Annotated in this window: 15 protein-coding genes; 7 read left to right on the top strand and 8 right to left on the bottom strand. The window is 37.0% G+C overall.

The annotated features are described in order from the left end of the window. Window positions 1-11: 11 nt before the first annotated feature. Both KHA98_RS06190 and KHA98_RS06185 read right to left on the bottom strand, forming a co-directional pair. Window positions 12-605 carry a 5'-methylthioadenosine/S-adenosylhomocysteine nucleosidase family protein gene (locus KHA98_RS06190; protein WP_213256342.1) on the bottom strand — a complete coding sequence of 198 codons (594 nt, stop codon included), beginning with the start codon at window positions 603-605 and terminating at the stop codon, window positions 12-14. Window positions 606-936: 331 nt separating this feature from the next. Beyond that, entirely contained in the window at window positions 937-2,553 is a 1,617-nt protein-coding gene (locus KHA98_RS06185) for an arylsulfatase (protein WP_246522176.1), read from the bottom strand. A gap of 629 nt (window positions 2,554-3,182) precedes the next feature. On the opposite strand from KHA98_RS06185, the gene KHA98_RS06180 reads away from it, so the two are divergent. The 4 genes from KHA98_RS06180 (at window position 3,183) to KHA98_RS06165 (ending at window position 17,751) form a co-directional block, all read left to right on the top strand. Then, window positions 3,183-12,827, top strand: a complete 9,645-nt coding sequence (locus KHA98_RS06180; protein WP_213256341.1) for a PKD domain-containing protein — start codon at window positions 3,183-3,185, stop codon at window positions 12,825-12,827. Window positions 12,828-12,857: 30 nt separating this feature from the next. After that, complete coding sequence (locus tag KHA98_RS06175) at window positions 12,858-13,781, top strand: PorP/SprF family type IX secretion system membrane protein (RefSeq protein ID WP_213256340.1); 924 nt, start codon at window positions 12,858-12,860, stop codon at window positions 13,779-13,781. A 10-nt stretch (window positions 13,782-13,791) separates the two neighbouring features. Then, window positions 13,792-15,723: an OmpA family protein gene (locus KHA98_RS06170; RefSeq protein ID WP_213256338.1), complete on the top strand. Its 1,932-nt coding sequence runs from the start codon at window positions 13,792-13,794 to the stop codon at window positions 15,721-15,723. 561 nt (window positions 15,724-16,284) lie between these two features. After that, window positions 16,285-17,751, top strand: coding sequence for a glycoside hydrolase family 130 protein (locus KHA98_RS06165; RefSeq protein ID WP_213256336.1), 1,467 nt, complete (start codon window positions 16,285-16,287; stop codon window positions 17,749-17,751). Between the two features lie 179 nt (window positions 17,752-17,930). Here KHA98_RS06165 and metQ read toward each other — a convergent pair whose 3' ends face one another. The 3 genes from metQ to metN all read right to left on the bottom strand — a co-directional run bounded on the left by metQ (window position 17,931) and on the right by metN (window position 20,543). Continuing rightward, complete coding sequence (gene metQ, locus KHA98_RS06160; protein WP_213256334.1) at window positions 17,931-18,743, bottom strand: methionine ABC transporter substrate-binding lipoprotein MetQ; 813 nt, start codon at window positions 18,741-18,743, stop codon at window positions 17,931-17,933. Window positions 18,744-18,865: 122 nt separating this feature from the next. Further along, window positions 18,866-19,519, bottom strand: coding sequence for a methionine ABC transporter permease MetI (locus tag KHA98_RS06155; protein ID WP_213256333.1), 654 nt, complete (start codon window positions 19,517-19,519; stop codon window positions 18,866-18,868). Then, the gene (metN, locus tag KHA98_RS06150; protein ID WP_213256331.1) at window positions 19,512-20,543 is read right to left on the bottom strand and encodes a methionine ABC transporter ATP-binding protein MetN; all 1,032 of its coding nucleotides are present in this window, start codon (window positions 20,541-20,543) and stop codon (window positions 19,512-19,514) included. Before metN ends, KHA98_RS06155 begins: the two co-directional genes overlap by 8 nt. A 615-nt stretch (window positions 20,544-21,158) precedes the next feature. Between metN and KHA98_RS06145 the strand changes: the two genes are divergently transcribed. The 3 genes from KHA98_RS06145 (at window position 21,159) to KHA98_RS06135 (ending at window position 22,947) form a co-directional block, all read left to right on the top strand. After that, window positions 21,159-21,749 carry a hypothetical protein gene (locus KHA98_RS06145; protein ID WP_213256329.1) on the top strand — a complete coding sequence of 197 codons (591 nt, stop codon included), beginning with the start codon at window positions 21,159-21,161 and terminating at the stop codon, window positions 21,747-21,749. A 367-nt stretch (window positions 21,750-22,116) separates the two neighbouring features. Continuing rightward, window positions 22,117-22,368: a hypothetical protein gene (locus KHA98_RS06140; protein WP_213256327.1), complete on the top strand. Its 252-nt coding sequence runs from the start codon at window positions 22,117-22,119 to the stop codon at window positions 22,366-22,368. A gap of 96 nt (window positions 22,369-22,464) precedes the next feature. Continuing rightward, on the top strand, window positions 22,465-22,947 hold the full coding sequence (locus KHA98_RS06135; RefSeq protein WP_213256325.1) for a GNAT family N-acetyltransferase: 483 nt from the start codon (window positions 22,465-22,467) through the stop codon (window positions 22,945-22,947). 18 nt (window positions 22,948-22,965) lie between these two features. Here the strand turns inward: KHA98_RS06135 and KHA98_RS06130 are convergent, their stop codons facing one another. The 3 genes from KHA98_RS06130 to KHA98_RS06120 all read right to left on the bottom strand — a co-directional run bounded on the left by KHA98_RS06130 (window position 22,966) and on the right by KHA98_RS06120 (window position 25,925). Next, window positions 22,966-24,189, bottom strand: coding sequence for a PQQ-dependent sugar dehydrogenase (locus tag KHA98_RS06130; protein ID WP_213256323.1), 1,224 nt, complete (start codon window positions 24,187-24,189; stop codon window positions 22,966-22,968). A 177-nt stretch (window positions 24,190-24,366) separates the two neighbouring features. Continuing rightward, window positions 24,367-25,194, bottom strand: a complete 828-nt coding sequence (locus KHA98_RS06125) for a hypothetical protein (RefSeq protein ID WP_213256321.1) — start codon at window positions 25,192-25,194, stop codon at window positions 24,367-24,369. Between the two features lie 392 nt (window positions 25,195-25,586). Next, entirely contained in the window at window positions 25,587-25,925 is a 339-nt protein-coding gene (locus KHA98_RS06120) for a hypothetical protein (RefSeq protein ID WP_213256319.1), read from the bottom strand. Between the last annotated feature and the right edge of the window lie 181 nt (window positions 25,926-26,106).

Here is a 26,106-nt window from a genome sequence, read left to right as displayed (position 1 = left end):
TAAATCAATAATTATATATTTTTAGTAAGATTAAGAATAGTTCCATAAGCTGCGGCGGCTTTATGAACTTGTACCAGCCAATCTTCGGCAGCATTGTCATCTGCTCCGTCTGAGATGTATTTTAGACATAAAAAAGGAATATTCTCTTTCATTGCAATCATCGCCAGTACATACGATTCCATATCCACTACATTATATAAAACGGTAGAATGTCCCATTTCAAAACTATCTCCGGTTCCGCAAATTCCTTCCTTCAGACCTTCTAATTTTAAACCATATTCTAAAACCGGTGGCAAACCAGATAAAGGTGTTTCGTATTGTGCGTACCCTAATGCCTGAACATCCATGTCTCTTTGTATAAAACTGGTACAACAAATAACGTCACCTTTCTGAAAAAAATTACTTCCGGCAGATCCAAGATTTACAATTAGGGAAGGTTTTTTATGCTGTATAGCCTTAGAAAGTTCATAAGCTGCATTTACTTTTCCGATTCCTGTTATCAGGGTATTACAATGTCCAAAAACATCGGCCGCTTCAGATTCCAGTGCAAATGAAAATAAGACGTTTTCTAATGGAAATGAAAGTTCCGGATTTATTTTAATCATGGTTTATTTTACTTTTTGAAATGCAAAAATAGAATTAATTAAGGTTCTATGCATAAAAAAGGGCTGTCCTTTTGAGACAGCCTCTTTTACAGTAAATTAAAAAAAAATATTATAAACTAACCCGTTGGGTGAAATTACATTTGAAAATGCTCCTTTTAATAAAATAGCACGCGGATAAAACGGATTTACTTCGTAAAAACGCGGACAAAAACAGATTTTTTTTTAATTCTTTATACAAATCCGTTTTTGTCCGCGTTTTCGTGATAACGAATCTGTCTAATCCGCGTCAAAATTTATACTATTTTAATTTCACCCAACAGGTTATAAACTATTAATTTTTCGGATCAACACTTAATGCTGGCAGTGTCAATTGCTTACTATTTAATAATTGTTTAGCTTGTTCGATGGTTCTATATCTTCCAATTTCCATTGGTCCGCCATAAGAACCACTTTGTTGTGGTCTTGGAGGATTTGCAGCATAAGTTTTCATCAGCTCAAGAATGACCTGATCGAAAATTACCATTGTCCATGTTTTCTCTGTAAAACTGTTCATAAATAAATCGTAACGTTCCTGAGGGTCCTGCCATAAATCATATACCGCAGGAACAGTTGCTACATAAGATTGATCGCCTCTCCAGCCCAACTGTTGTCCTGGCATATCGCTTCCTGCCTGTGCTCCATTGTCACCGCGTGTATTAAATACAGCTTTCCATTTTCCAATTCGAACGGCTCCCGGAGATAGTTCATTTTCTGTAAAATAAAACCATCTGTCACGAAGTGGCTTTCCTTTTTTAAACAAAACATTTGACATATCATAACTGTCAAAAACCATAGGTTTACCCTCTCTATCGTTTTTTGGCAGCTCAACTCCAGCAAGACTTGCAAAAGTTGCCATCAAATCTAAACCTCCAACAATATCATGACTTGTACTGCCAGCTTCAATTTGTCCAGGCCACCAGGCAATAGCTGGTACTCTGCTTCCTCCTTCTCTATCTGTTCCTTTAGATCCTCTAAACGGAGTATATCCAGAATCTGGATGAACGTCTTGCCAGGCGCCATTATCAACTGTATAAATCACGATTGTATTCTCTGCAATTCCAAGCTCACGAATTTTATCCATTATTCGACCAACGTTATAATCCATTTCTACAACTGCATCACCATATTTACTTTTTGCCGGAGATTTACCAACAAATTGTTTTGATGGTAAATTTGGCTGATGGTTCTTTGCAAAATTGATACACATAAAAAACGGATCTTTTGATTTGCCATATTCCTCAAGCTGTTTAAGGTTGTTATCTACCATATTTACATCCAGTTCGGCAATATTTTCTTCTGTTACAGGACCTGTATCACGGGCTGGCTTTCCCGCTTCTCCTTCAAGAATACCTTTTGTTGCTTTTTTTATATAAGCAGAAATTTCAGGAGCCATATCGGGATTCCATGACGGAAAACAATACGTATAGGCATTTAAATGATACAATACCACATTTTGCATTTTATCAAAACCATGAGCTATGGGCATAGCAAAATCAGCTTCTCCCAAATGCCATTTTCCTGAAAAATAAGTCTTGTAATTGGCTTTTTTTAATATAGATGCTAAAGTCCATTCTGCTGCAGGAAGTCCACCCCCTTCACCCTGAAAAGCTACTGTAGTCATACCGCTTCGGTTTGGAATACGCCCTGTAATCATTGCTGCTCTTCCTGGCGTACAACTAGGTTGTCCGTAAAACTCCCAGAACTGCATACCTTCTTTAGCCATTTTATCTAAATTTGGTGTTGGCATTCCTCGACCAACTCCACCTCCATACACTCCTAAATCTCCCCAGCCAGTGTCATCCGAAATAACCATAATGATGTTTGGTTTCTTTTTGGTCTGGGCATAATTTACAGAAAATGCAAAAAGCATTAGCCCAAACAGTAATAACGATACGTTTTTCTTGTTCATAATAAAGTTTTTTATTTGTTTAAGTAAAATCTTAATACGTTTCATTTTTAAAAGCTAATGAGTTAAAAATGAAGCGCATGTGGTACTTATAAAATTAGAAAAGAGAAGTGAGTACTTTATATAAAACAGGTTGCAACTTTAAATATGAAACGGATTTTAAATTCAATTTTTACCTTTTAAGATAAAAAACAAAGCATAAAAAGTTTATTTTCAAATAAAAAACAACAGCATTAAAAAATAAAAACTTCTACACAAAAAAACATCCAAAACAAACTGATTACAAACTAGTTACCTATTTATTCCGTTTTTTAAATTAAACTAAAATCAGGCTATTAATTCTCTTATTCAATACTATTTTCTATGGCGTAATGAACAATTACCCTAAAACAACATTCTTAAAACTTTTAAGGATATTTTTTAAGAATATCATTTTTTAATAATTGAATTTTGTTGTTTCATTTTAGAATTTGAAACATCAAATACAAAAAATGAACGCTTTCTTTCTTTAACTTTGAGTTACCCTCCCCCTTATCCAAATCAACAAACCTGCAAATTAAATGTTCATCGTAATTATTAATTAAAGGTGGTTATTTAATTATTCGACCCCACCTTTCATATCCTGATTGCTTATGGTCCAAGTTTACCTTTCTTCGCCGATCTTTAATTTTGCTAAAAAACTGTTCGTTCTTACTATTATATTGTTTTTAACTACTACAAAGTTAAATGCACAGAACTGTACAGTAAATGCAGGAGTACTAAACGTTACAATTTGCGAAACGGATGCTTTAGTACTTACAGGTAATAATCCCGCTCCTATTATAGGTACGGTTTTATGGACACAAATTTCGGGTCCTGCTGTTACCATTAATTCCCCAACGAGTTCCAGTACTACAATATCTGGTTATACTGGAGGAAATACCTATATTTTTAGATATAGTGCTACTTGTGGTGACGGAATCTCCTCTTATCAGGATAAAGTGGTCAATGTAAAACCAATTACACAAGCAAGTGCAGGCGGAAACATAGCCAGTTGCCCTAACAATAACGGAACATTAACTATAACAGGAAATGCACCTCATAATACGGGTGAAATTGCCCATTGGGAAATTGTTGGAAATAATGATGCCGGAGTTGTAATTAATTTTCCGGACTTACCTACCTCAACAATAACACTTCCCGTTAACAAATGCGGGGTGAGTACTTTACAATGGGTTATCGAAGGTCCTGAATTTGCACCAGGACAACGTTGCAGAACTACATCACAGATTACCGTAACCAACTATGGTGGTGTTAAACCAGTTACCGCAGGACCAGACCAGACTTTAAGTAATTGTTATACCACAACTCAAAGTACTAACCTGCTTGGTAGTTATGGAGGCTGCGGCCTTAATGGACAAAATGGACAATGGACTTTTGTTAGTGGACCAAATACACCAACAATAGCGAATGCAAATGCAAATAATACGGGAATTTCTAATCTGATTGAAGGTACTTACACATTCAGATGGACTGTTACTGGTCCTTGTGCTTCCGGAAATGATCTGGTTTCAATTATTGTTCCGCCAGCAACGCAGGATGTTACAAGCTTGCCTGGTGGTGATGAATTTATTAATTTTTGTGATAATACAATTAATCAGGTAACCCTTGTGGCACAAACGCCGCTATATGCTGGTGAAACTGTAAAATGGACACAAGTATCTGGAGGTTCGGCAACAATTGTTTCCCCTGATAATCCAACTACATTAGTAACTGGTATTTCTGATGCCGGAGATCCGTATAGATTTCGCTATACTTTGACCAATAGCAACACAGGTTGTGTGTTTATCAAAGATTATATAGTACAATATAATGGCCCAACACGAACTATTGTAGCAAATAATGGTAATGATATTACCGGAAGTTGTAATGCTACGGTATTTACAATTCCGCTTGCCGTAACTGGAACAGGAATCAATCAGTATAGAATTGTGAGTGGCCCGGACAGTTCTCCATTAGGTCCTTTTCCTACTGCTATACAAAATGTAGGAGATTCCGTTACCTTGACACTTACCGCTCCTGGAGATTATACTGTAGAATTTATTCGAAGTCAAAACGGTAATCTTACCGTAGCTTGTGATTACGGTTATGATACGATAAATATTCTGGTTTCCGGTGAACCAACACCATCAAACGCAGGAACCGATGTAAGTTTACCTTGCGGAGACACAACAACAATACTATCCGGTGTTAGCACAGATGATGGAATGCATTTCTGGAGTCAGCTAAGCGGACCAAATGAGGCTGTAATTGCCGATGTTTTTGCTATAGACACACAAGTTTCAGGGCTTATATCCGGAACTTATGTTTTTCAGTATATCACAAAAGGCGGCGGTGCTACGTGCGGTTTTTCTGTTTCTACAGTAACGGTATATGTTTCAAATAGTTCATTAGGCACTATAGATGCCGGACAAGATCAGGTGGTTTGTATAAATTCACAAGTAACTCTTGCTGCTGGTGCCACACTAAGTAGTGAAATAGGTGAATGGAGTCAAATTTCGGGACCTGATCCCATTACTTTTTCAAATAAAAATGATCCAAATGCAATTGCAACCGGATTTTTATCTGCTGCATCTTCTTATGAATTGCAGTGGACGGTTTCTTACCTGCATCCCGGACCTTCATGTGGAGGATCTTCCTCTGATAATGTAATTATTGCTACAAACAGTACAGTCGCTCCTTCAAACGCAAATGCCGGGCCCGATGCTTGTTATTCTTCCGGGACAAATTCCTTTAATCTTAGTGCTAATACACCAACTTTGACCGAAATTGGTTTGTGGACTGTTCAGCCTTCTGCCGGAGTTGTTTTTGCTGATGTAAGCGATCCAAATACTCTTGTAACCGTTCCCGGAAATGGGACTTATGTTTTTACCTGGTCAATTAACACAAGAATAAGATCTTGCGTGGGCAGTTCCAGTAATGTTTCAATCACAGTAGCAGATACGCCTCCTACTGCCAATGCAGGTCCCGATCAGCAAATTTGTGGCAACACGATAACAATGGCTGCAACACAAAGTGGCGGGGCAATAGGAACATGGACAAGAATTTCAGGAGTTGGTAGTTATACCATAAGTGATGAACATAATCCAAATGCCATTTTTACTTTTACTTATAGCGGTTATTACATATTTAGATGGACTGTAGATGCAAAAATTTGCGGACAGGCATTTGACGATATTGAATTAACAATCGGAATTCCGCCTAGTCCTGCTATAGCTGGCCCTGATCAGAATGTTTGTAATAATTCAAGCGTTACTATGGCCGGAAATACTTATGACAGCTTTTTTGAACTGGGACAATGGTCTGTTTTGACAGGAGCTCCGAATCAGCCTAACATTGTTAATCCTTCGAGCCCAACTACCGAAATTAATGGATTAATAGCGGGAACCTATACTTTTAGATGGACAATGACCGCAAAAAGTATCTTTTTATGCCCTGGAACTTTTGATGATGTGGTCGTTATAGTTGACCCAGCTGCTAATGCAGGACCCGATCAGACAGCTTGTGATGTGACGAGCGTTCAGCTTATGGCAAGTGCCAACTCAACCGGAGTATGGTCTCTTACAAGTACAACAGGCAATATTGACGATGTAGACATAACACAATCGCCATCCAACAGTTATATTGCAAATGCAACCGTCGTTCCCGGAGAAAGCTATGTATTTACTTTTACTACCAGTACTACAACATTTCCTGGTGGTGGCACTTGTCCAGGAACATCAGATTCTGTAAACGTGACCATCTACAGAGGCGCAAGTATTGATCCTAATGCCGGACCAGATCAATTATTATGTATTAGCGATGTCGCAGGATCAACTACTATGGCTGGAAATGGTAAACCAGTTGATGTTACTACCGCAGAATGGCGTTTTGTTTATCAGCCTGCCGGAAGTGTCGCTTCTATTACTACCCCATCAGATCCCTTAACGTCTGTTACAGGACTTACCATTCCCGGACTTTATATTCTGGAATGGGTTTTTGAAAGCGAAAGTTGCCGACCGCTTTCAGATGTGGTTCGTATAGAAATGAATGCGCCTCCAAGCACTGCAATTGCAGGACCCGACAATACTGTCGCTTGTCAGACCAGTTATAAAACAGAAGCCGTTCCGCCAGCAGTAGGTATCGGGACCTGGACAATTGCCTCTCAGCCTCCCGGAGGAGCTGCAGTAATCGATAGTCCAAACAGTCCGGTAACCACTTTATCCAACATAAACGTTTTAGGTACTTATACTTTAACTTGGACAGTGACTAATGGTCCTTTTACAAGTCCTTCTTCATGTCAGCCCTCTTCAGACAATGTCTCAATCACATTTAATGATGATCCACCATCAATAGCAAATGCAGGACCGGATCAGGAATTATGTGATGTTGATACTGTTACTATGAATGCTGTAGCAGTAACCTCAGGTTTAGGAACATGGACTAAAGTTTCAGGACCACCTGCTAACATTGCCTCACCAAATCTTGAAAACACTTTAATCCTGGGTCTTGTACCGGGGGTTTACGAATTTCTATGGACAGTAACAACACTAAATAATAACGGCTGTACTTCTACAGATTCTGTTATTGTAACCATATATGACAATCCCTCTACAGCAAATGCAGGTCCAAATCAGATTGTACCGCAGTTTAGCCCGGTAAATATGAATGCTGTCACTCCTGTAGTTGGTACGGGAGTCTGGACACAAGTTTCAGGACCAAGCACTGTAGGTTTTACAAATGAAACAAGCCCTACAACTGCTGTAACAGGAACTGTTGCCGGTATCTATACTTTGCAATGGACTGTTAGTAACGGAAATTGTCCCGTTTCAACAGACACTATGAATCTTACCATTCTTGCCGTTGCCGATCTTGAATTAACAAAATCTGTAACTCCAATGACAGGAAGTGCTGGTGATGTTGTAACCTTTAATATTCAGGTTTTTAACAACAACTCACAAGGCGGATCAGTTACCGCTACTGGTGTAGGAGTACGTGATTATATTCCGCTCGGATTTGCCCTCGTGGCCGGATCTGTTACCTCATCCGGGCAATACAATGTAGGTGATAATACCATTACGTGGTCTGACATCACAATTCCAAATGGCGCAATTTTAAATTTATCTTTTAAGGCCACAATCAGGTCTATAGGATCTTATGTCAATGTTGCCGAAGTTATTGCCTCAGATCAATTTGATCCCGATAGTACTCCAAATAACCAAAATGCCACCGAAGACGATCAGGACGATGCTTCTGTTGTTCTTGATGTGGCCGATTTATCACTTCAAAAATCAGTTTCTCCTGAAACAGTAAGTATCAATGACAATGTAATCTTCACCATTTCTGTTACCAACAGTGGGCCAAATAATGCTACCGGGGTTTCGGTTATCGATCAATTGCCGCCGGGATATACCTATGTAAGTGATAATGGTGGTGGTAAATATAACAAGACTACAGGTATATGGACGGTTGGAAATTTAAATAATGGTAATACTATTTCGCTACAGATCACAGCAAAAGTAAATGTTGCCACTCCAGCAAATTATGTCAATGTTGCCGAAATACGAACAGCAAATCAATTGGATCCCGACAGTACACCGGGTAACGGACTTCCTGAAGATGATCTGGACGATGCTGTTGTAAATCTGAAATCGGCTGATTTGGAACTCACAAAATCAGTTTTGCCAAACACTGCCGAAGCCGGACAGCAAGTACAATTTACACTTCACCTGGAAAATAAAGGCCCGGGGAATGCAACCGGAATTGGCGTTCAGGACGTCATTCCGGAAGGTTTTACCCTTATTCCGGGCTCGGTATCAAATAGTGGGTTTTATAATATAGCAAATGCTAATCTTACCTGGCAAAATCTGACTTTGGCAAATGGTGCTACTTTAGATTTAACCTTTAGAGCCACTGTAAATCCTTCCGGGACCTATCTCAATATTGCTCAGATAACTGCCAGTGACCTTCCCGATCCTGATAGTACGCCAAATAACGATGATGGCGATCAAAGTGAAGACGATGAGAGCAATGCTCCTTTTACCTTTATAGGTCCAACAGCAGATCTTTCATTAATTAAAAGAGTCGTAACTGGAAATACTTCTCCGGTAATTGGAAGCCAGATTTCTTTTGAACTTATTATTACCAATAGTGGCCCTAATAATACAAATAACGTTTTAATTAAAGATCTTTTACCATCCGGATATGAATTTGTAAATTACAGTTCATCAGCCGGTCTATACGAAAACACCTTTGGTATCTGGAATGTTGGTACAATTAATAGCGGAGTTTCAGAATCCCTTATCATTGATGTTAAGGTACTTCCAACAGGTAATTATCTCAATACCGCTCAGGTAACAGCAAGTAGTCTGCCTGATCCTGACAGTACGCCTGATAATGATGACGGAGATCAGAGCGAAGATGATGAAGATCGAGCCGAAACTACCCCTATTCAGCCTTCTGCCGATTTATCATTGACCAAAACAGTCAGTAATACAAGTGCAGTTGTAGGCTCCCTTGTCACGTTTAAAATTATTACTACCAATAGTGGCCCTCAGGATGCAGCGGGTGTTACTGTGACGGATTTATTGCCTTCCGGTTATACTTTCAGCAGTTTTAATGCAACAAGTGGTACTTACAACAGTACTACCGGTTTATGGTCATTAGACATTTTAAAAAGCACCGAATCCGAAACATTGCAAATTATCGCAATTATTAATGCTGCAGGAGATTACACCAACATTGCTGAGGTTACCAGTAGCGACACCCCAGATCCGGATTCAACACCAAATAACGGTGTAACAACTGAAGACGACTATGCAACAGCTTCAGTAACAGCAATTCAAATCGATTCATCGGCAGATTTATCACTAACCAAAACAGTTAGTAATGCAACGCCCCTTGTAGGCTCTGTAGTTACTTTTGAAGTTGTCGTGACCAATAATGGTCCACAAAATACAACCGGGGTAACTGTTACCGATTTAGTACCGGATGGATATACTTTTTCAACCTATAGAATTTCAACCGGAACTTACAATCCAACTACCGGATTATGGACAGTTGGCGACTTAGTTAATGGCAAATCAGAAACTTTACAGATTACCGCAATTGTAAATCTTACAGGTAATTACACCAATATTGCTGAGGTAACTGCAAGTGATATGCCCGATCCTGATTCAACACCAAATAATGGTATTCCAACCGAAGATGATTATGCATCAGTTACAACAACGCCAAATCCACAATCTGCTGATTTATCATTGACCAAAACAGTAAATAATACAACTCCTTTAACAGCATCAACAGTAATTTTTGAAATTGTGGTTACTAATAATGGTCCACAAAATACAACCGGAGTTGAGGTAACAGATTTACTACCTTCAGGGTACACTTTTAGTAGTTATAGTACAACTAAAGGAACTTATAACAGTGCTACAGGCAAATGGAATGTGGGTTCATTGCTTAATGGCGATTCTCAGGTTTTACAGCTATCGGTAATCGTAAACCCAACAGGAATTTATCAAAATACGGCCGAAGTAACTGCAAGTGCGCTTCCTGATCCAAACTCAACACCTGGAAACGGAGTCATTACAGAAAATGATTATGCCGCAATTACACCGGTACCTCGCGAACTTGCTGCTGACTTGTCATTAACCAAAACAGTAAATAATGCAACTCCGTTAATTGGTACTCCGGTAACTTTCGAAATAATCATTACCAATAATGGACCTCAAAATACAACAGGAGTCGAAGTTACAGATTTGCTTCCGTCAGGATATACCTATTCTAATTTTACGGCCACAAAAGGAACTTATAATAGTACAACCGGAAAATGGACGATTGGATCTTTACTAAATGGTGATTCTCAAACCCTTCAGTTAATTGGTATTGTCAATGCGACCGGAAACTATAACAATACGACAGAGGTTACTGCAAGTGATCTCACCGATCCAAATTCAACGCCAAATAACGGTGTAACAACAGAAAATGATTATGCTGCTGTAACCACTACCCCAACAGCACCTGTAGCCGATTTATCTCTAACTAAAGCATTAGTAAACAGCAGTGTAAGCCCTGTTTTTGGGGCTACAGTCACTTTTAAAATAGAAGTCAAAAACGATGGACCACAAGCAGCAACCGGTGTAGAAGTTATAGATTTGCTTCCAAGCGGCTTTAATTATGTAGTTTACAGTTCGACAACAGGTACTTATATTGCTGCAACAGGAATTTGGACCATAGGAACTATACCAAGCGGAGCCTCAGAATCTTTATTAGTATCTGCATTGGTTAATAATTTCGGAGATTATAGAAATATTGCTGAAGTATACAAATCAAATGAATTTGACCCCGATTCCACCCCAAATAATGGTGTGGTTGGTGAAGACGATATGGGATCTATTTTCTTAACTCCAGTATCTGCAATAGCTGATCTTTCGATTGATAAAAAGGTAGTTAATAACAATTTAACTCCAGATGTAGGCTCGCTGATAACATTTTCAGTTACAGTAACCAATTCAGGTCCAGATAATGCTACGGGTGTTGTGGTTAAAGACATTTTACCTTCCGGTTATGACTTTGTTTTCTATAATGCTTCATCCGGAAGTTATAATAGTATTACAGGCGAATGGGTTCCCGGAATTATACTAGCCGGCACAAGTGATACCATGCTGATAAATGCATTTGTAAAAGGACCAACCGGAGCACCGGATGAATACTTAAATATTGCTGAAGTAATGCAATCTGATCAGGACGATCCGGATAGTACGCCCGGAAACGGAATTACAACCGAAGATGATTATGATAGTATCGCTGTTACTCCAGTTATTGTTCAGGCCGATTTGTCTCTTAAAAAAGAAATTATCACCGGAAATACCACTAATGATGTAGGCAGCAATGTTGTCTTCGAAATAACCGTTACCAATGATGGTCCCGGAAATGCCAGTGGTGTAAGAGTAAAAGATTTACTTCCTGCCGGATTTACCTATCTCACCTATACGGCAACCAGCGGTGTATACAACAATGTGACAGGAATATGGGCCACCGGAATCGTTAACAGCGGAAACACACAAACATTACAAATCTATACCCGAGTTAATCCGCCTTCTGGTGTGGCTAACGAATATTTGAATGTCACCGAAATAACTGCCAGTAACCTTCCCGATCCTGACAGTACTCCGGATAATGGTGTTACGACAGAAGATGATTACGACAGCATTCAGATTAACGTAAATATTGCCGATTTAAGTCTGGAAAAAACAGTGAGCAACAAAAATGCAAACGTTGGTGAAGTAGTCACCTTTACGCTTCAAATTGGAAATGAAGGTCCGGGCGCGGCAACCGGCGTGGCCATTGAAGATTTGATCCCGCTTGGATATAAAAATATATCTAACATCGATAATGGAGGAATTTTTAGCAGCAATACGATAAGATGGGTTAATCTCAACGTACCCGTAGGCGGAATTACCTTAACGTATCAGGCAACTGTTGTTGATCCGCATGGATTGGATAGCTACGATTATTTAAATATTGCTCAGGTTACTGCAAGCAATCAGTTTGATCCTGACAGTACACCAAATAACGATAACGGAGATCAGAGTGAAGATGATGAAGATTCAGAATTCATAAACATTCCATCGACTGATATTGCCATAAACAAAGAAGTAGATCAGACCGATGTTCCAATGGGTGCCGAAGTAATCTTTACCATAACAGCAGAAAATCTCGGAAGCCTCACTGCTACAAATGTAGAAGTACAAGATCTATTGCCAAAAGGATATACATTAACTACTTATACCGTTACATCGGGAGTTTACAACGGAAAAACGGGACTTTGGACCATTCCAAACATCAACGGAAAAAGTGTTCAAACCTTAGTCCTTAACACCAAAGTAGTTGATTTTAATGATTATCTCAATACGGCACATCTTGTAAAACTGGATCAGATAGACACCAATGCATCAAACAATCAGGACAGCGCGACAGTCAAACCAAATTGTTTGAAAATCTATAATGAGTTTTCTCCAAACGATGATGGTCAAAATGATACTTTCTACATCGACTGTATTACACAATACCCTGACAACCAACTGCAAATATTTAACCGTTGGGGTAATATAGTGTATTATAAAAAAGGCTATGACAACACCTGGGACGGTAAAGCAGAAGGATCTGCAAAAACACTCCCTGAGGGTACATACTACTATATTCTTGATCTCGGCGATGGTTCTAAAAAAACCTCTGGATGGGTTTACTTAAAATAAAAAAAAGGAATAACCAAAAAAGAATTGGCTATGATTAAAAATATAAAAAAGATTTTCGCAACAATCGCCATACTTTCTGTATGCGGAGCATTCGCACAGCAAGAACCTCAGTACACGCAGTATATGTATAATACAATGACTGTAAACTCTGCTTATGCCGGCTCGTTAGGACATTTAACAATTACCGGACTGTACAGAACACAGTGGGTTGGCCTCGATGGAGCTCCAAAAACACAATCGTTTACACTGGATACCCCAGTAGGAAAAAACGTGGGACTTGGTTTATCTGTAGTCAGCGAAGAAATAGGTCCATCTGAGGAACAATATATCGATGCCAACTTCTCCTATACCATTCCATCCGGAGAAACGCATAAACTTTCTTTTGGAGTAAAAGGTGGAGGAAGAGTCATCAATATCGACTGGACAAAAGGAAGCCACAGAGATCCGGATGTACAATTTCGTGAAAACATCACCAATAAATTTCTTCCTGTTGTGGGAGCAGGTTTATACTGGCATGGCGAAAGAGATTATATCGGATTATCGATCCCGAATTTCATGACCAGAGAGCGTTACAATTATGATGATATTGCCGATGATCTGGTTAACGAACGTATGCATCTCTATCTTATTGGAGGAATTGTATTTGATCTATCAGCTCATACTAAATTCAAACCGGCTGTTATGCTTAAATATGTAGCAGGAGCGCCTTTAATTGCCGATTTTTCAGCCAATTTCATGTTCAACAATTGTTTTACTCTTGGAGCATCCTATCGTACTTCAGATTCTGTAAGCGGATTGGCATCTTTACAAATTTCACCCCAATTTATGGTCGGTTATGCGTATGATTACACCACAACAGAATTACAGAATTATAACAGTGGTACACACGAAATTGTACTTCGTTTTGAATTAGTATCACGCAAAAAAGGCCTAAAATCACCAAGATTCTTTTAATACTGTATTTATGAAAAGAAGAATTACTATACTCATACTGCTGACTATACAACTGGTATATTCTCAGACAAAAAACAAAGCTGCAGATGCCTTGTTTGATAAAATGTACTACATCGATGCGGCAAAATCCTACGAGATGTCGATAAAAAATGGTGAGACCTCCAAGGAACTTTTGCAACGTATTGGCGATGCTTACTACTTTAATACACAAATGCGAAATGCCAGCAAATGGTACGGAAAACTAGTTGCAGAATATCCTGATCAGGTTTCCTCCGAATATTATTTCCGATATGCACAGTCCTTACAAGGAATTGAAAACTATGAACTGGCAAAAAAATGGATGGTTAACTTTTCAGAGAAAAAAAAATCGACCGATTCCCGTGCTCAGAATTTTTCTTTAAAAAATGTAACACTGGAAGATATCGAAAGAATCAAACCACAATTTTTACTGGAAAATCTGGAAATCAACTCCGCTTATTCCGATTTTGGACCTATGTTTTACAAAGGCAATCTGGTCTACTCTACCACTTCTGATTCCTCTTATGTAAAAACAGCAAAATATGGCTGGAACGATCAGCCGTATTTAAATTTACAACTCGGACAAATAAGTCCAACACAAACCAATGTTACTTTTAAGGAACGTTTTGCCAAAGAAATCACCACACAATATCATGAAGCCTGTGTGGCATTTTCTCCAGATGAAAAAACGATTTATTTTACCCGAAACAATTATAACGGAAAACTAAAAAGAGACACCAAAGGCGTTAATAATTTAAAACTCTATACAGCCAAAGCAACAGAAAACAGTAACGGAACTGTAAAATGGGGTAATGTAAAAGAACTTCCTTTCAACAGCGATAATTATTCTGTCGGTCAGCCTTCAATAAGCAAAGACGGGAAAAAGTTATACTTTGTTTCTGATATGCCGGGAACAATTGGCTCAACAGATATTTTTGTGGTCGATATTTTGGGCGAAGATCAATATTCAACTCCTAAAAATTTGGGCGAAAAAGTAAATACAAGTGGGCGTGAAATGTTTCCGTTCATCACCGATCAGGCTTTATATTTTTCTTCTGACGGATTTCTGGGTCTTGGCGGACTTGATGTTTTTGAAAGCCGATTAACAGATGGTGTATTTGATGTTCCTTCTAATCTTGGCGCACCATTAAACAGCAATAGAGATGATTTTGGCTATATCGTAAACGAAGAAACCAATAAAGGATTTGTGTGTTCCAACAGAAAAACCGGAAAAGGCGACGATGATATTTATTCTTTCGAAAGAACCTGTGTTCAGTCAATTGAAGGTTATGTTTTTGATGCCGTTTCAAACAGCAAAATTCCCGGAGCTATTGTAACACTTAAAAACAATTCAAATCAAAAAATAGAGGAAACCGTTTCTAAAATTGATGGAAAATTTGAATTTACCGAACCTATCAGCTGCAATACTTCATATACCATCGAAGCTGTAAAAGATAACTTCAACACCGTTTCTAAACCAGTAGCAACCGCCTCTTTTTCCGGAATAACCCAAGTTCCCATCGGGCTTGACCCTGCCCTTATTGAGCGTAAAGACGGCCTTTTAAAAATCAAAATCGGAATTATATTATTTGACCTCAACAAATCCGATATTCGCTATGATGCAGCAATTGAGTTAAATAAAATCGTTTTATTAATGACCCAATACAAAACTATCACGATTAAAATTGAGTCCCACACCGATTCAAGAGCAAATGATCAGTACAATCTCGAATTATCCGATCGCAGAGCCAAAGCAACCAGAGACTATATTATTTCGCAGGGAATTGCTCCGGAACGAATTGAAAGTGCAATAGGTTATGGCGAAACCCAACTGCTCAACAACTGCTCAAACGGCGTACCTTGTACTGAAGCACAACATCAAATGAACAGACGAAGCGAATTTATTATTACCAAGATGCAATAGATTTTATTTCAAATTACTTTTTACAGAAACACGTTGGGTGAAACTATAATGTTTTCAACAAGTAAAAAACAATCGTTTCCCTGTTTTGATAAAAATGCATAATCCCGAAGCCTCGGGAAACGCAAAGTTCGCTAAGGCATTTTTATTCTGAGGCTAATCACAATCTATTATAAGTTCGCAAAGCTTTGTGAAGACAAAGCTTTGCGAACTTTATCATTTTAATGACTCTTAAAGAAACTTCGCGCACTTTGCGTAAAATCCTGGCATTCTCTGCGTTAAAATCAATACCAGACTTTTATTTTACCTGAGAAATAGCTTTTAACTATGTGCATCTAAAAATATTTAAACTTTACGCCATCATACTTGATGGAGTTTTTTTGCCTTCAAACTTTTTAATGAAAATAATCTTTTTTTTCACTAACTTGTTGTATAAATAATAATTAGCATTTTTTCCTGTTTAAAATAGACATACTTATACATTTCTGTAAAAGAATTCAATACCACTTCACTGAAGTAATTTTACTAAATACACTTCTTTTATTGTAATTAAAAATTAAAACTATGCGAGTATCCGTAACCCGAAAAAACATAAAATTCACCCCAGATTCAAGAAGAGTTGTTGCCCGCTATTTTATGAATGGTGATGAACGGACACAACAAATGGTAGGTCGTATTATGATATTGGATGAAAAGCAGGTACTAGTAACATTAGAACAAACACTTCGTGAATTTGCCAGACGTCATCGTAATATATCCTCTGTATTTTTAAAGCACTGCGAAAAAATAAAACCATTAATAGTGGCCATGCAAATTGATTATGATGCGATGTCTCTAAATCGAAAATTACTTATAGGATCTTATTGTACAATGGAATACGCCATTGAATCTGCCGCAATTTTTAATCCTTCAATAGTAGAAGATTTCGATCAATCGGGGCTTGGAGCGGGAGAAAAAAGAGTCATTATTTCTTTTCGCGCCACAGGTGAAGGTCATATTTCATCCATCGTTTTTAGAAGAGGAATACTCGACAAGAACAACGATTTGCAAATAATGAAAAATGGAAATCAGATCGATAAGGCCGAAATTGAACATAAAACCTTATTTAATAAAGACCGTTTTTTGACCAAATTGTACGAAATGCATACAACAGACAAATACATTGATCAGATTATGCAGGATCTGCCTGATGAGTTTGAGTTTGTTGTCTTAAAAAACATTGTAAATACAGCACTCAGCGATCCATCAATGCGTCAGGAAAGAAGAACCGCACTCGAAGAGATAATCTGGCTCGCCAACTCTTTTTATGATTTACAGTTCAACCATGATTCTGATATTACCGAACGTGTTATATTTCCAATCTCCGATTCTGAAAGTCGTGGTATAGAAGATGCCCGTTTCGTTCGTTTTACCGATGACGATGATTCTACCCGCGTAATGGCAACTTATACCGCCTATAACGGTCACGCCATATTACCAAAACTTATTTCAACCGAAGATTTTTATACCTTTAGAGTAATGCCTTTGCATGGTGCGGGCGCACAAAATAAAAATCTGGCACTATTTCCAAGAAAAATAAAAGGTAAATACGCCATGTTATCGCGAATCGACGGTGTAAACAATTACATCATGTATTCCGATCGCGTAACACAATGGAATACCCCTATTCTTTTACAGGAACCAAAATATCCATGGGAATTTACACAACTAGGAAACTGCGGATCGCCACTCTGGACAGAAGAAGGCTGGCTCGTAATTACACATGGCGTCGGCACAATGAGACGTTATTGCATCGGAGCCTCATTATTTGACCTCGATGATCCTTCCAAAGAAATCGGAAGACTTGAGGAACCTTTGCTTTCCCCATTAGAAGATGAAAGAGAAGGTTATGTTCCAAATGTTGTTTATTCCTGTGGAGCCATAATTCATAACAATAGTCTTGTATTGCCTTATGCTGTTTCTGATTATTCCTCTACTTATGCTGTAGTAGATATGACCGAACTTCTGGAAGCACTTAAAAAGAGTAAATAACATTCCCTAAGAATTAAAGAACAAAATATTCAATTGCCTCCAGTTTTAACTGGAGGTCTCAGTTATTATAGCATAAAAGGCTTTAGCCAAAATTCACTTTCAGCTAAAGCCTTTTTACATTTATTTTATTTTCCCTCTAATTAAAACTAAAGGCAACTCAAAAAATTAAATCTAAAGAATTACCAGCCTTTTACAGCACCGCCTTTAAACTCACGTTCTGCAGCCTGCTCCACTTCAGGAGATTGAAAAGCTTGTAAAAACTGTTTTACTTTCTCTTCATTTTTATTGTCTTCGCGGCTTACCACCAAATTTACATAAGGAGATTCTTTATCCTCTACAAACAAAGCATCACGCGACGGAACCAATCCAGCCTGAGAAGCAAATGTATTATTGATAATCGCAATTGAAACATTAGCATCATCAAGCGCACGAGGCAATTGAGGCGCTTCTAATTCTAATATTTTTAGATTTTTAGGATTACTTACAATATCAGTTACTTTAGGCAATAAACCAACTCCGGCTTTTAATTTCAATAAACCGTTTTTCTCCAAAAGCAATAGCGAGCGTCCACCGTTTGTTGGATCATTCGGAATAATAATCGTGCTTTCGTTTTTCAGTTCAGCAAGGCTTTTGATCTTTTTAGAATAACCCGCGATCGGATAAACAAACGTTTTACCAATAATTGCTAATTTATAACCACGTTGTTTAGACTGCTCATCCATGTAAGGTTTATGCTGAAAAGCATTAGCATCAATATCCCCCTGACTTAAAGCTTCGTTTGGAATTACATAATCATTGAAAGAAACCAATTCCACTTCCAATCCAAATTTTTCTTTTGCCACTTTCTTCGCTGCCTCAGCCACTTTTAATTCCGGTCCGGCCGCAACTCCCACTTTTATATGGTGCGGATCATTAGTTTTACTCTTCCCACAACTAACGACAATAAGCGATAAAGCTATAATTCCCGTCACTTTCAAAACATTTCGTTTCATATCTATACTTTTATTTAATTTTTTAAAATTTCACTTTCATCTTTCATCTTTCATCTTTCATCTTTCATCTTTCAACTTTCAACTTTCATCTTTCGACTTTCGACTTTCGACTTTCGACTAAACTACCTATGATCAAAATACTTCGACAAAGCATCTCCCGCAAACTGAATCAGGAATACCAAAACAACCAGTAAACCCAAAACCGAATTCATTGTCACGGCATCATAACCAATATATCCGTACTGATAGCCTACTTGACCCAATCCGCCTGCACCAACTGCACCACCCATTGCAGAATATCCAACAAGGGTAATTAACGTAATTGAAGCTGCATTGATTAAGGATGGCAAAGCCTCCGGAAGCAATACTTTGTATACAATTTGAAAAGGAGTTGCACCCAAAGCTCTTGCAGCTTCAATTAATCCAGAAGGTAAACCTAAAAGACTATTTTCAACCAAACGGGCAATAAACGGTGCTGCACCAATACTTAACGGAACCAAAGCTGCACTAACTCCAATTGAAGTTCCAACAATAGCACGTGTAAACGGAATCATCCAGACAATTAAGATGATGAATGGAATTGAACGGAAAACATTTACCAAAACCGATAAAGTTCGGTTTAAAACCGGTTGCTCTAATATTTGATTTTTTCTGGTAAGGAAAAGTAAAATTCCTGTTGGAAGACCAATTACAAAACCAAAAAAGCCCGATACAAAAGTCATAACGATGGTTTCCCATGTTCCTTTTAACAATAAATCTATAATAGAATCAGACATAACCTATAATTTCTGTTTTAATATGTTTTGAATTAAAATATTGAATCGCCGCAGCATAATTTTCGCGTTTACCTGATAATTCAATCAGCATTACACCAAAATTAACTTCCCCAGCCTGATCCATTTGAGCACTTACTATTTTGAAATCAGTATCAAAAAGTCTTGAAACTTCTGAAATTACAGGCTCGTTTACCGATTTCCCAGTCATTTCCAGTTTCAATAACGGATTCAGATTTCCGTTATCTTCCTTTTGTAATCTTTCCTGATAAACCGTTGGTACATCGATATGTAAAGAAGAAGAAATAAACTCTTTAGTCAATTCATGTTTCGGATCGGCAAAGATTTCGCCCACACTTCCCTGCTCTATTAATTTTCCGTGACTGATTACCGCCACTTCATCACAAATCGATTTTACCACTTCCATTTGATGCGTAATCAATAAAACAGTGATATTAAGACGTTTGTTAATGTCTTTCAATAAGTTCAGAATAGATCGTGTAGTTGCCGGATCCAGTGCACTTGTAGCTTCATCACATAATAGCACTTTTGGATTATTGGCCAAAGTTCTTGCAATCGCCACTCTTTGCTTTTGTCCGCCCGAAAGACTTGCCGGATAATCATTGGCTTTTTCTGCCAGACCAACCAATTGCAATAATTCTAAAACTCTGGTTTTGATTGCTGCTTTTGGAGTTCCTGCTAATTCTAACGGAAAAGCAACATTATCAAAAACGGTTCGGGATGAAAGCAGATTAAAATGCTGAAAAATCATTCCGATTTGTCTTCTTTCAATTGCCAGTTCTGCATTTGATAATTGCATTAATGCCTTACCATCTACAATAATTTCTCCCGAAGTAGGTCTTTCCAACAAATTGACACAACGAATTAAGGTACTTTTTCCAGCACCCGAAGTTCCGATAACACCAAAAATTTTCCCCGGAGGAACTCTAAGCGAGACATCAGATAAAGCAGCAACAATCCTGTCTTTCTGATGAAAAGTTTTGGTAACATTTTTTAATTCAATCATTTTCTTAATCAAGTTTAAAAACAAAAAAGCCTCTCAAACATTCATGAAAGGCTTTTTGAAATAAATAATATCATTTTATATACAAGCCAGATCAACGAATCTCATAATAGTATCACAACACATCATATTGCTGCTGTAATAATTCATCAATTTCTGGTTACTTTTCTTCATTGCGGTTGCAAATTTAAACAGTTAATTTCAATTTTAAGGTATAAATCCTTAAAACTTTTATTAACCTATCAAAATAATAGACTTCTATATTAAATATCTCGCTCTGAAGAACAATTATTAACTCCAAACCCGTTGGGTATAATTAAAATAGTATAAATTTTGATACGGATTAGACAGATTCGTTATCACGAAAGCGCGGACAAAAACGGATTTGTATAAAGAATTCAATAAAAAATCCGTTTTGTCCGCGTTTTTACGAAGTAAATCCGTTTTATCCGCGTGCTATTTTTTTCAAAGGAGCATTTTTTAAATGTAATTTCACCCAACGGGTTAACTTCAAATAAGTATTTATTCTAAAAAAAGACAATAAATACAGTTGTTTGATTGTTATATAAATACAGATACTCATGAGAAAATCAAAATAACAACGTATTAAAATCCACTATGAAAAAAATAGCTTTTATAATTCTACTTAGTGCCTCACTACAAGTATATGCGCAGAATGAACTTGATCCGAAGTTTAAGCCAATTCCGGCAAAAAAATCTCCTGTCAAGGAAGTAATTCCACCTGTAGAAGCTGCGCCTACTGTCAACCCGCCTGCGCCAGTTGCACCAGATCCGTTACAAATTAATCCCGAGGAACTATTTAGTAACCCTAATTTATATAAAAAAGACGCCAATGTTCCGGGTATATTTTACAGACGAAACCAATATCTAGGAGGCTTTAAAACAAAAACCATTGTTTCTACAGTTCGTTTTCGTGATGCCGCATTTGTTGATGGCGATAAAATAAAAATGTATGTGAATGATCAATTAATTGAACCGGAAGTTACATTGGACGGAGAATTTAAAGAATTCAAAATAAAATTAATCGATGGTAAAAATAAAATTGATTTTGAAGCTATAAATGAAGGTTTTGCATCGCCAAATACAGCACAATTTGAAGTTTATGATGACAAAGGAACCGTAATAACCTCAAGCCAATGGAATGTTGGTACCGGCTACAAAGCCACTATTATATTGTTTAAAGAATAATTAGACAAAAATAATCCACTCTGTTTTTCTTCATTTTTAAGAAAGATTAAACTTAAACCAAAAATCCCATTTCAGTATAGAAATGGGATTTTTTTTTTATAGATAAAATACATTTTAAGCTCCTCTAAAGCTATTTTTTATAAAATATTTTTTTTCTCATTAAACCAAATAAAATTAAATCAGTCTATATCGTACCTAAATCAAAATTTGGCAGAAGATTTCCAGTTTCATGAAAGTCCTAAGACCAAATTTAAAGTTATCGAAGATTTTACTTTTAATGAAATTATGTCAATTTGTGAGGCCTTTAGACATAGTCGCTTTTTTGTATTATCATTTTAGTTCTAAATATTTATTAAAAAGTTCAAAAGTGGATAAATTAAACATTCAAAGATTAAAAAGCACATTGGCTTATCTAAAAAGCAAACAACGAGAATTAAAAAAGGAAGAAACCAGCAATACCCGAACTCTTGAATCGATGATTAAATACCTCAAGAAAGATATGCTGGATCAGTTTAAACTGGGAGAATACGATATCTATATCAAAAACGAAATAAAAAACACCGATACCTTCATTAAAAGCGTACAAAACATAATTGATGAACACTGTATTGTTTCCTGATTCAATTTTCTGCTATTTTTAAATAGATTTGTTATTGTATTGCAAGCTAATTTTAGAAGTAATAACTTTCGGCTGTAATTTATAAGCAAAAAAATTATGACTTTCAGAAATGCAACCCTAAATGATTTAGCAATAATTAATGAAATTGAAAACCTTTGTTTTCCGCCAAATGAAGCCGCTACTTCAGAAACCTTGGCCAAGCGATTACAGGTTTTCCCTCAACACTTTTGGTTGATTGAAGATCAGAACAATACTATTGGTTTTATAAACGGAATGATAACCGACAATCGAACGATTGTGGATGAAATGTTTAAAAATGTAGATTTACATAATGAAAACGGAAAATGGCAGTCCGTTTTTGGACTAGCCACTTCTCCTAATTTTCAAAAAAAGGGTTATGCAGGCGAACTAATTAAGCATTTGATTGCTAAATCTAAATCTCAGAACCGTAAAGGCATCACACTTACCTGCAAGGATTATTTAGTTGCGTACTATGAAAAATTTGGTTTTATCGATCAAGGTATTTCAGCGTCTGTTTATGGCGGAGAAGTATGGCATGATATGGTAATAGAATTCTAAATTCTCATTTACAAAACCTTATTTTTTATCAATTTTATAAAGTCGCCCACCATCGGTTACGGCATATAATGCGCCATCAATTCCCTGGGTAATATCTCTGAATCGTTGATTTTCTGACGATAGCAGTCTTTCTTCACCAACAACTTTATTATTAGAGATTGCCAAACGCACGATATGCATTCCGCTCAAAGCGCCAATAAACAAGTTATTTTCCCATTCAGGAACGCGATTTCCCGTATAAAAAGTCATTCCGCTTGGTGAAACTACAGGATCCCAGTAATAAACCGGCTGCTCCAAACCACTTTGTTGCTGAATTCCCGCTCCTACTTTCTCCCCGCTATATTCAATTCCATACGTAATAGTTGGCCAACCGTAATTTAATCCGGCTTGTAAACGATTTATTTCATCACCACCACGAGGTCCGTGTTCGCTTTCCCAAATTTCGCCTGAAGGAGAAAGCGCCAATCCCTGCGGATTTCTGTGTCCAATACTGTATAACTCAGGCAATGCCCCAGATGCGGTAAATACAGGATTTCCTGCGGCAGCTTGCCCTTCTTTGGTAATTCTGATTACTTTACCAAGCCCTGCTGAAATAGATTGTGCCAAAGGTCTTGTTTCTAAAACAGATCGTTCTCCAGTACTTACAATAAGATTTCCGGTTTTATCAAATAGAATACGTCCGCCATAATGCAATTCACTTGGGTTAGCCGGTTTTGCGCGATAAATCACTGTTGCTCCTTCTATTGTTTTTTCATCGATTGAAAGTCTTCCTTTTGCAACAGCGGTATTATTTCCGCCAGTAGTTGCTTCTGCAAAAACCCAGTAAATCATTTTGTTGGAGGCAAAATCCGGATCCAGACATAAACCCAACAATCCGCCCTGACCACCAGGATTAACAGCAGGAATTCCGGTAATTGGACTGCTCACCACGCCTGCAGTGGTTACAATACGCATTTGTCCGGTTTTTTCGGTTATTAGAAGTCTTCCGTCTGGCAAACTTTTTACTCCCCACGGATTTGATAAACTACTTGTAACTATTACGGATTGATATTCTGTATTGGTTTTGACCCCATTAATACGGGTTTGTCCTGCAAACGCAGGTTTATAAGCCGAATTTGGTGCATTGGTTTCTACTGGATCTGTAGTGGTTCCCGGATCAGCAGGAACATCTTTATCATTTGAACAACCATTAAATGTAAATAAAGCGGTTGCAATTACGGTAAGGCAGGTTAAACTTTTCATATTCAAAGATTTATATTAAAAAATTACTAATTTGGATTCTATAAATATCCGAAATTCTGTCTGTAAAATTTTACATAATTCCCATGTTGCACTATTGTAATTTACAAACCATCAAATAATTACAAAAAAAAAACAGCCTATGAGCTGTTTTTTGGATTGGTAGTTATAAAGTGCTTTTTAGCTAGCTAATTTTTGATTGTATAATTTAAAAGGCAAATGGTATTTGGTTTTAAATAATTTCGGGAGATTTCGTGTTGCCAAACCGGCTGCAGAAGCGAATTCTGAAAAACTCATTTGCGTAATCTTTTTAATCTCATTGATTTGTTTTTGTGTAAAAACCATAACAGGATCAAAGGTTTTCAGGTAATTGTAACTATGTTGCGCTAACTCCATTTCCATGATATTTTTCAAAATGGTTTTCTTTGTCAAAGTGGCTGTAATCCCTTTCTGTGCAACGGTTTTGTATTCCTGAAGCTTCTCTGAAATTCGTGAATTTTCTTTTCCCACATAAATGTAATTTCCGGAATCATTCGTAAATCTCTTCTTAACTTCTGCTGCTAACTCTGTGTTTTTATTTTGTGCCGTTTGCGTTGTTGGCATTCCCAGTAAAGTAAACTGAATACGTTTATGACTTTCAAAGTACAAAACACTATTAACAACAGACGAATTACTCAAAATCGCTGTCTGACTTTTTTTAAGACTTTTTTTCTCTCCGCTGACACCAAAAGTATGCGTGATATTTCCGCTTTCACAATACACAAAAAACACAGGCGCTGAATGAAACGACTCGATACTTAAACTCACATCCAGATGAAAAACAAGATCAAAATGCATGAAAACGATTTTATCATCAAAACGAGTTCCTTTTATAGAACCTTTTGTCCATCTGGATTTAATATCCAAGCTGTAATCATTATTTTCTGCCGTAAGTTTTCCGCTAAAACTATCTTTCAAATCGTTAAAAACGGCATCAATTCCTCCTGTATTTATGTAAAGTTTTTTCATTTTGATGTGATTTAGAAAACTTGTTTGTACTTAATCAGTTTATAGAAAATGAGTTTTACTTTTTTACCTCATTTTGCATAACCCAAATTTCGTACTTATTGTAAATCAAACTCTTATACAATTTCAGTTAGAACTTTCATAATTTTTATTTAAGGGACTAAGGCTCTAAGGTGCTAAGCCTCTAAAGCTATTACTTTAAATACTTTTTTAATTTTAGTTAAGATTTTAAGGCTTAAAAGTACTTTTATTAGATGTGCAAAAACTCAAAGCTTAGCTACTTAGAACCTTAGTGCCTTAGAATCTTAGGACCTTAGAACAAAAAAAACAGCCGCCTCAGATTAAATCTGAAACGACTGCTCCTCAGCAAAATAAAAATACCTATCTATTTTATCTTAAGTAAGTTCATTGATGTCGGCGTTTTTAGAATAGTTTTTCTTCGGAATATCTTTAAAAAACTCCGCTTCTTCTAAATCTGCTGTTGGACCATAGCCTATAAGGTGAGTTCCCTTTTTCTGATCTTTGGTTTCGATAACATATAAAATAGACATATCATCAGGATCGCTCATTCCCTCATATCTATGATGTGCTACAATATAGATTTCGTCAGGTTGATAAGCATATTTTGAATCAGAATCTATCAGGCAGCCATTTTCAAATAAATAATTGGTTGTATAGCCTTCATCCTGATATTTCTGTATATAATCGGTTTCGTGTTTTTGTTCTTTTTTCATGATCTCAAATTTGAATTAAGAATTGTTTCAATCTTGTTTTATCAAATTTCATCATAGCATGCAAATAAAATTAACTCTATTAATTATAAAATTACCTCATTCAAAAAAGTGCTTTTTCAATCCTGAAAAAAATTATTAATTTTATTTTTCAGTGAGATACAATACAAAAAGTACTATATTT

The sequence above is a fragment of the Flavobacterium branchiicola genome (genome assembly GCF_018383905.1).
Classification (GTDB): Bacteria; Bacteroidota; Bacteroidia; order Flavobacteriales; family Flavobacteriaceae; genus Flavobacterium; species Flavobacterium branchiicola.
This window is presented reverse-complemented; position numbering and strand designations above follow the sequence as displayed.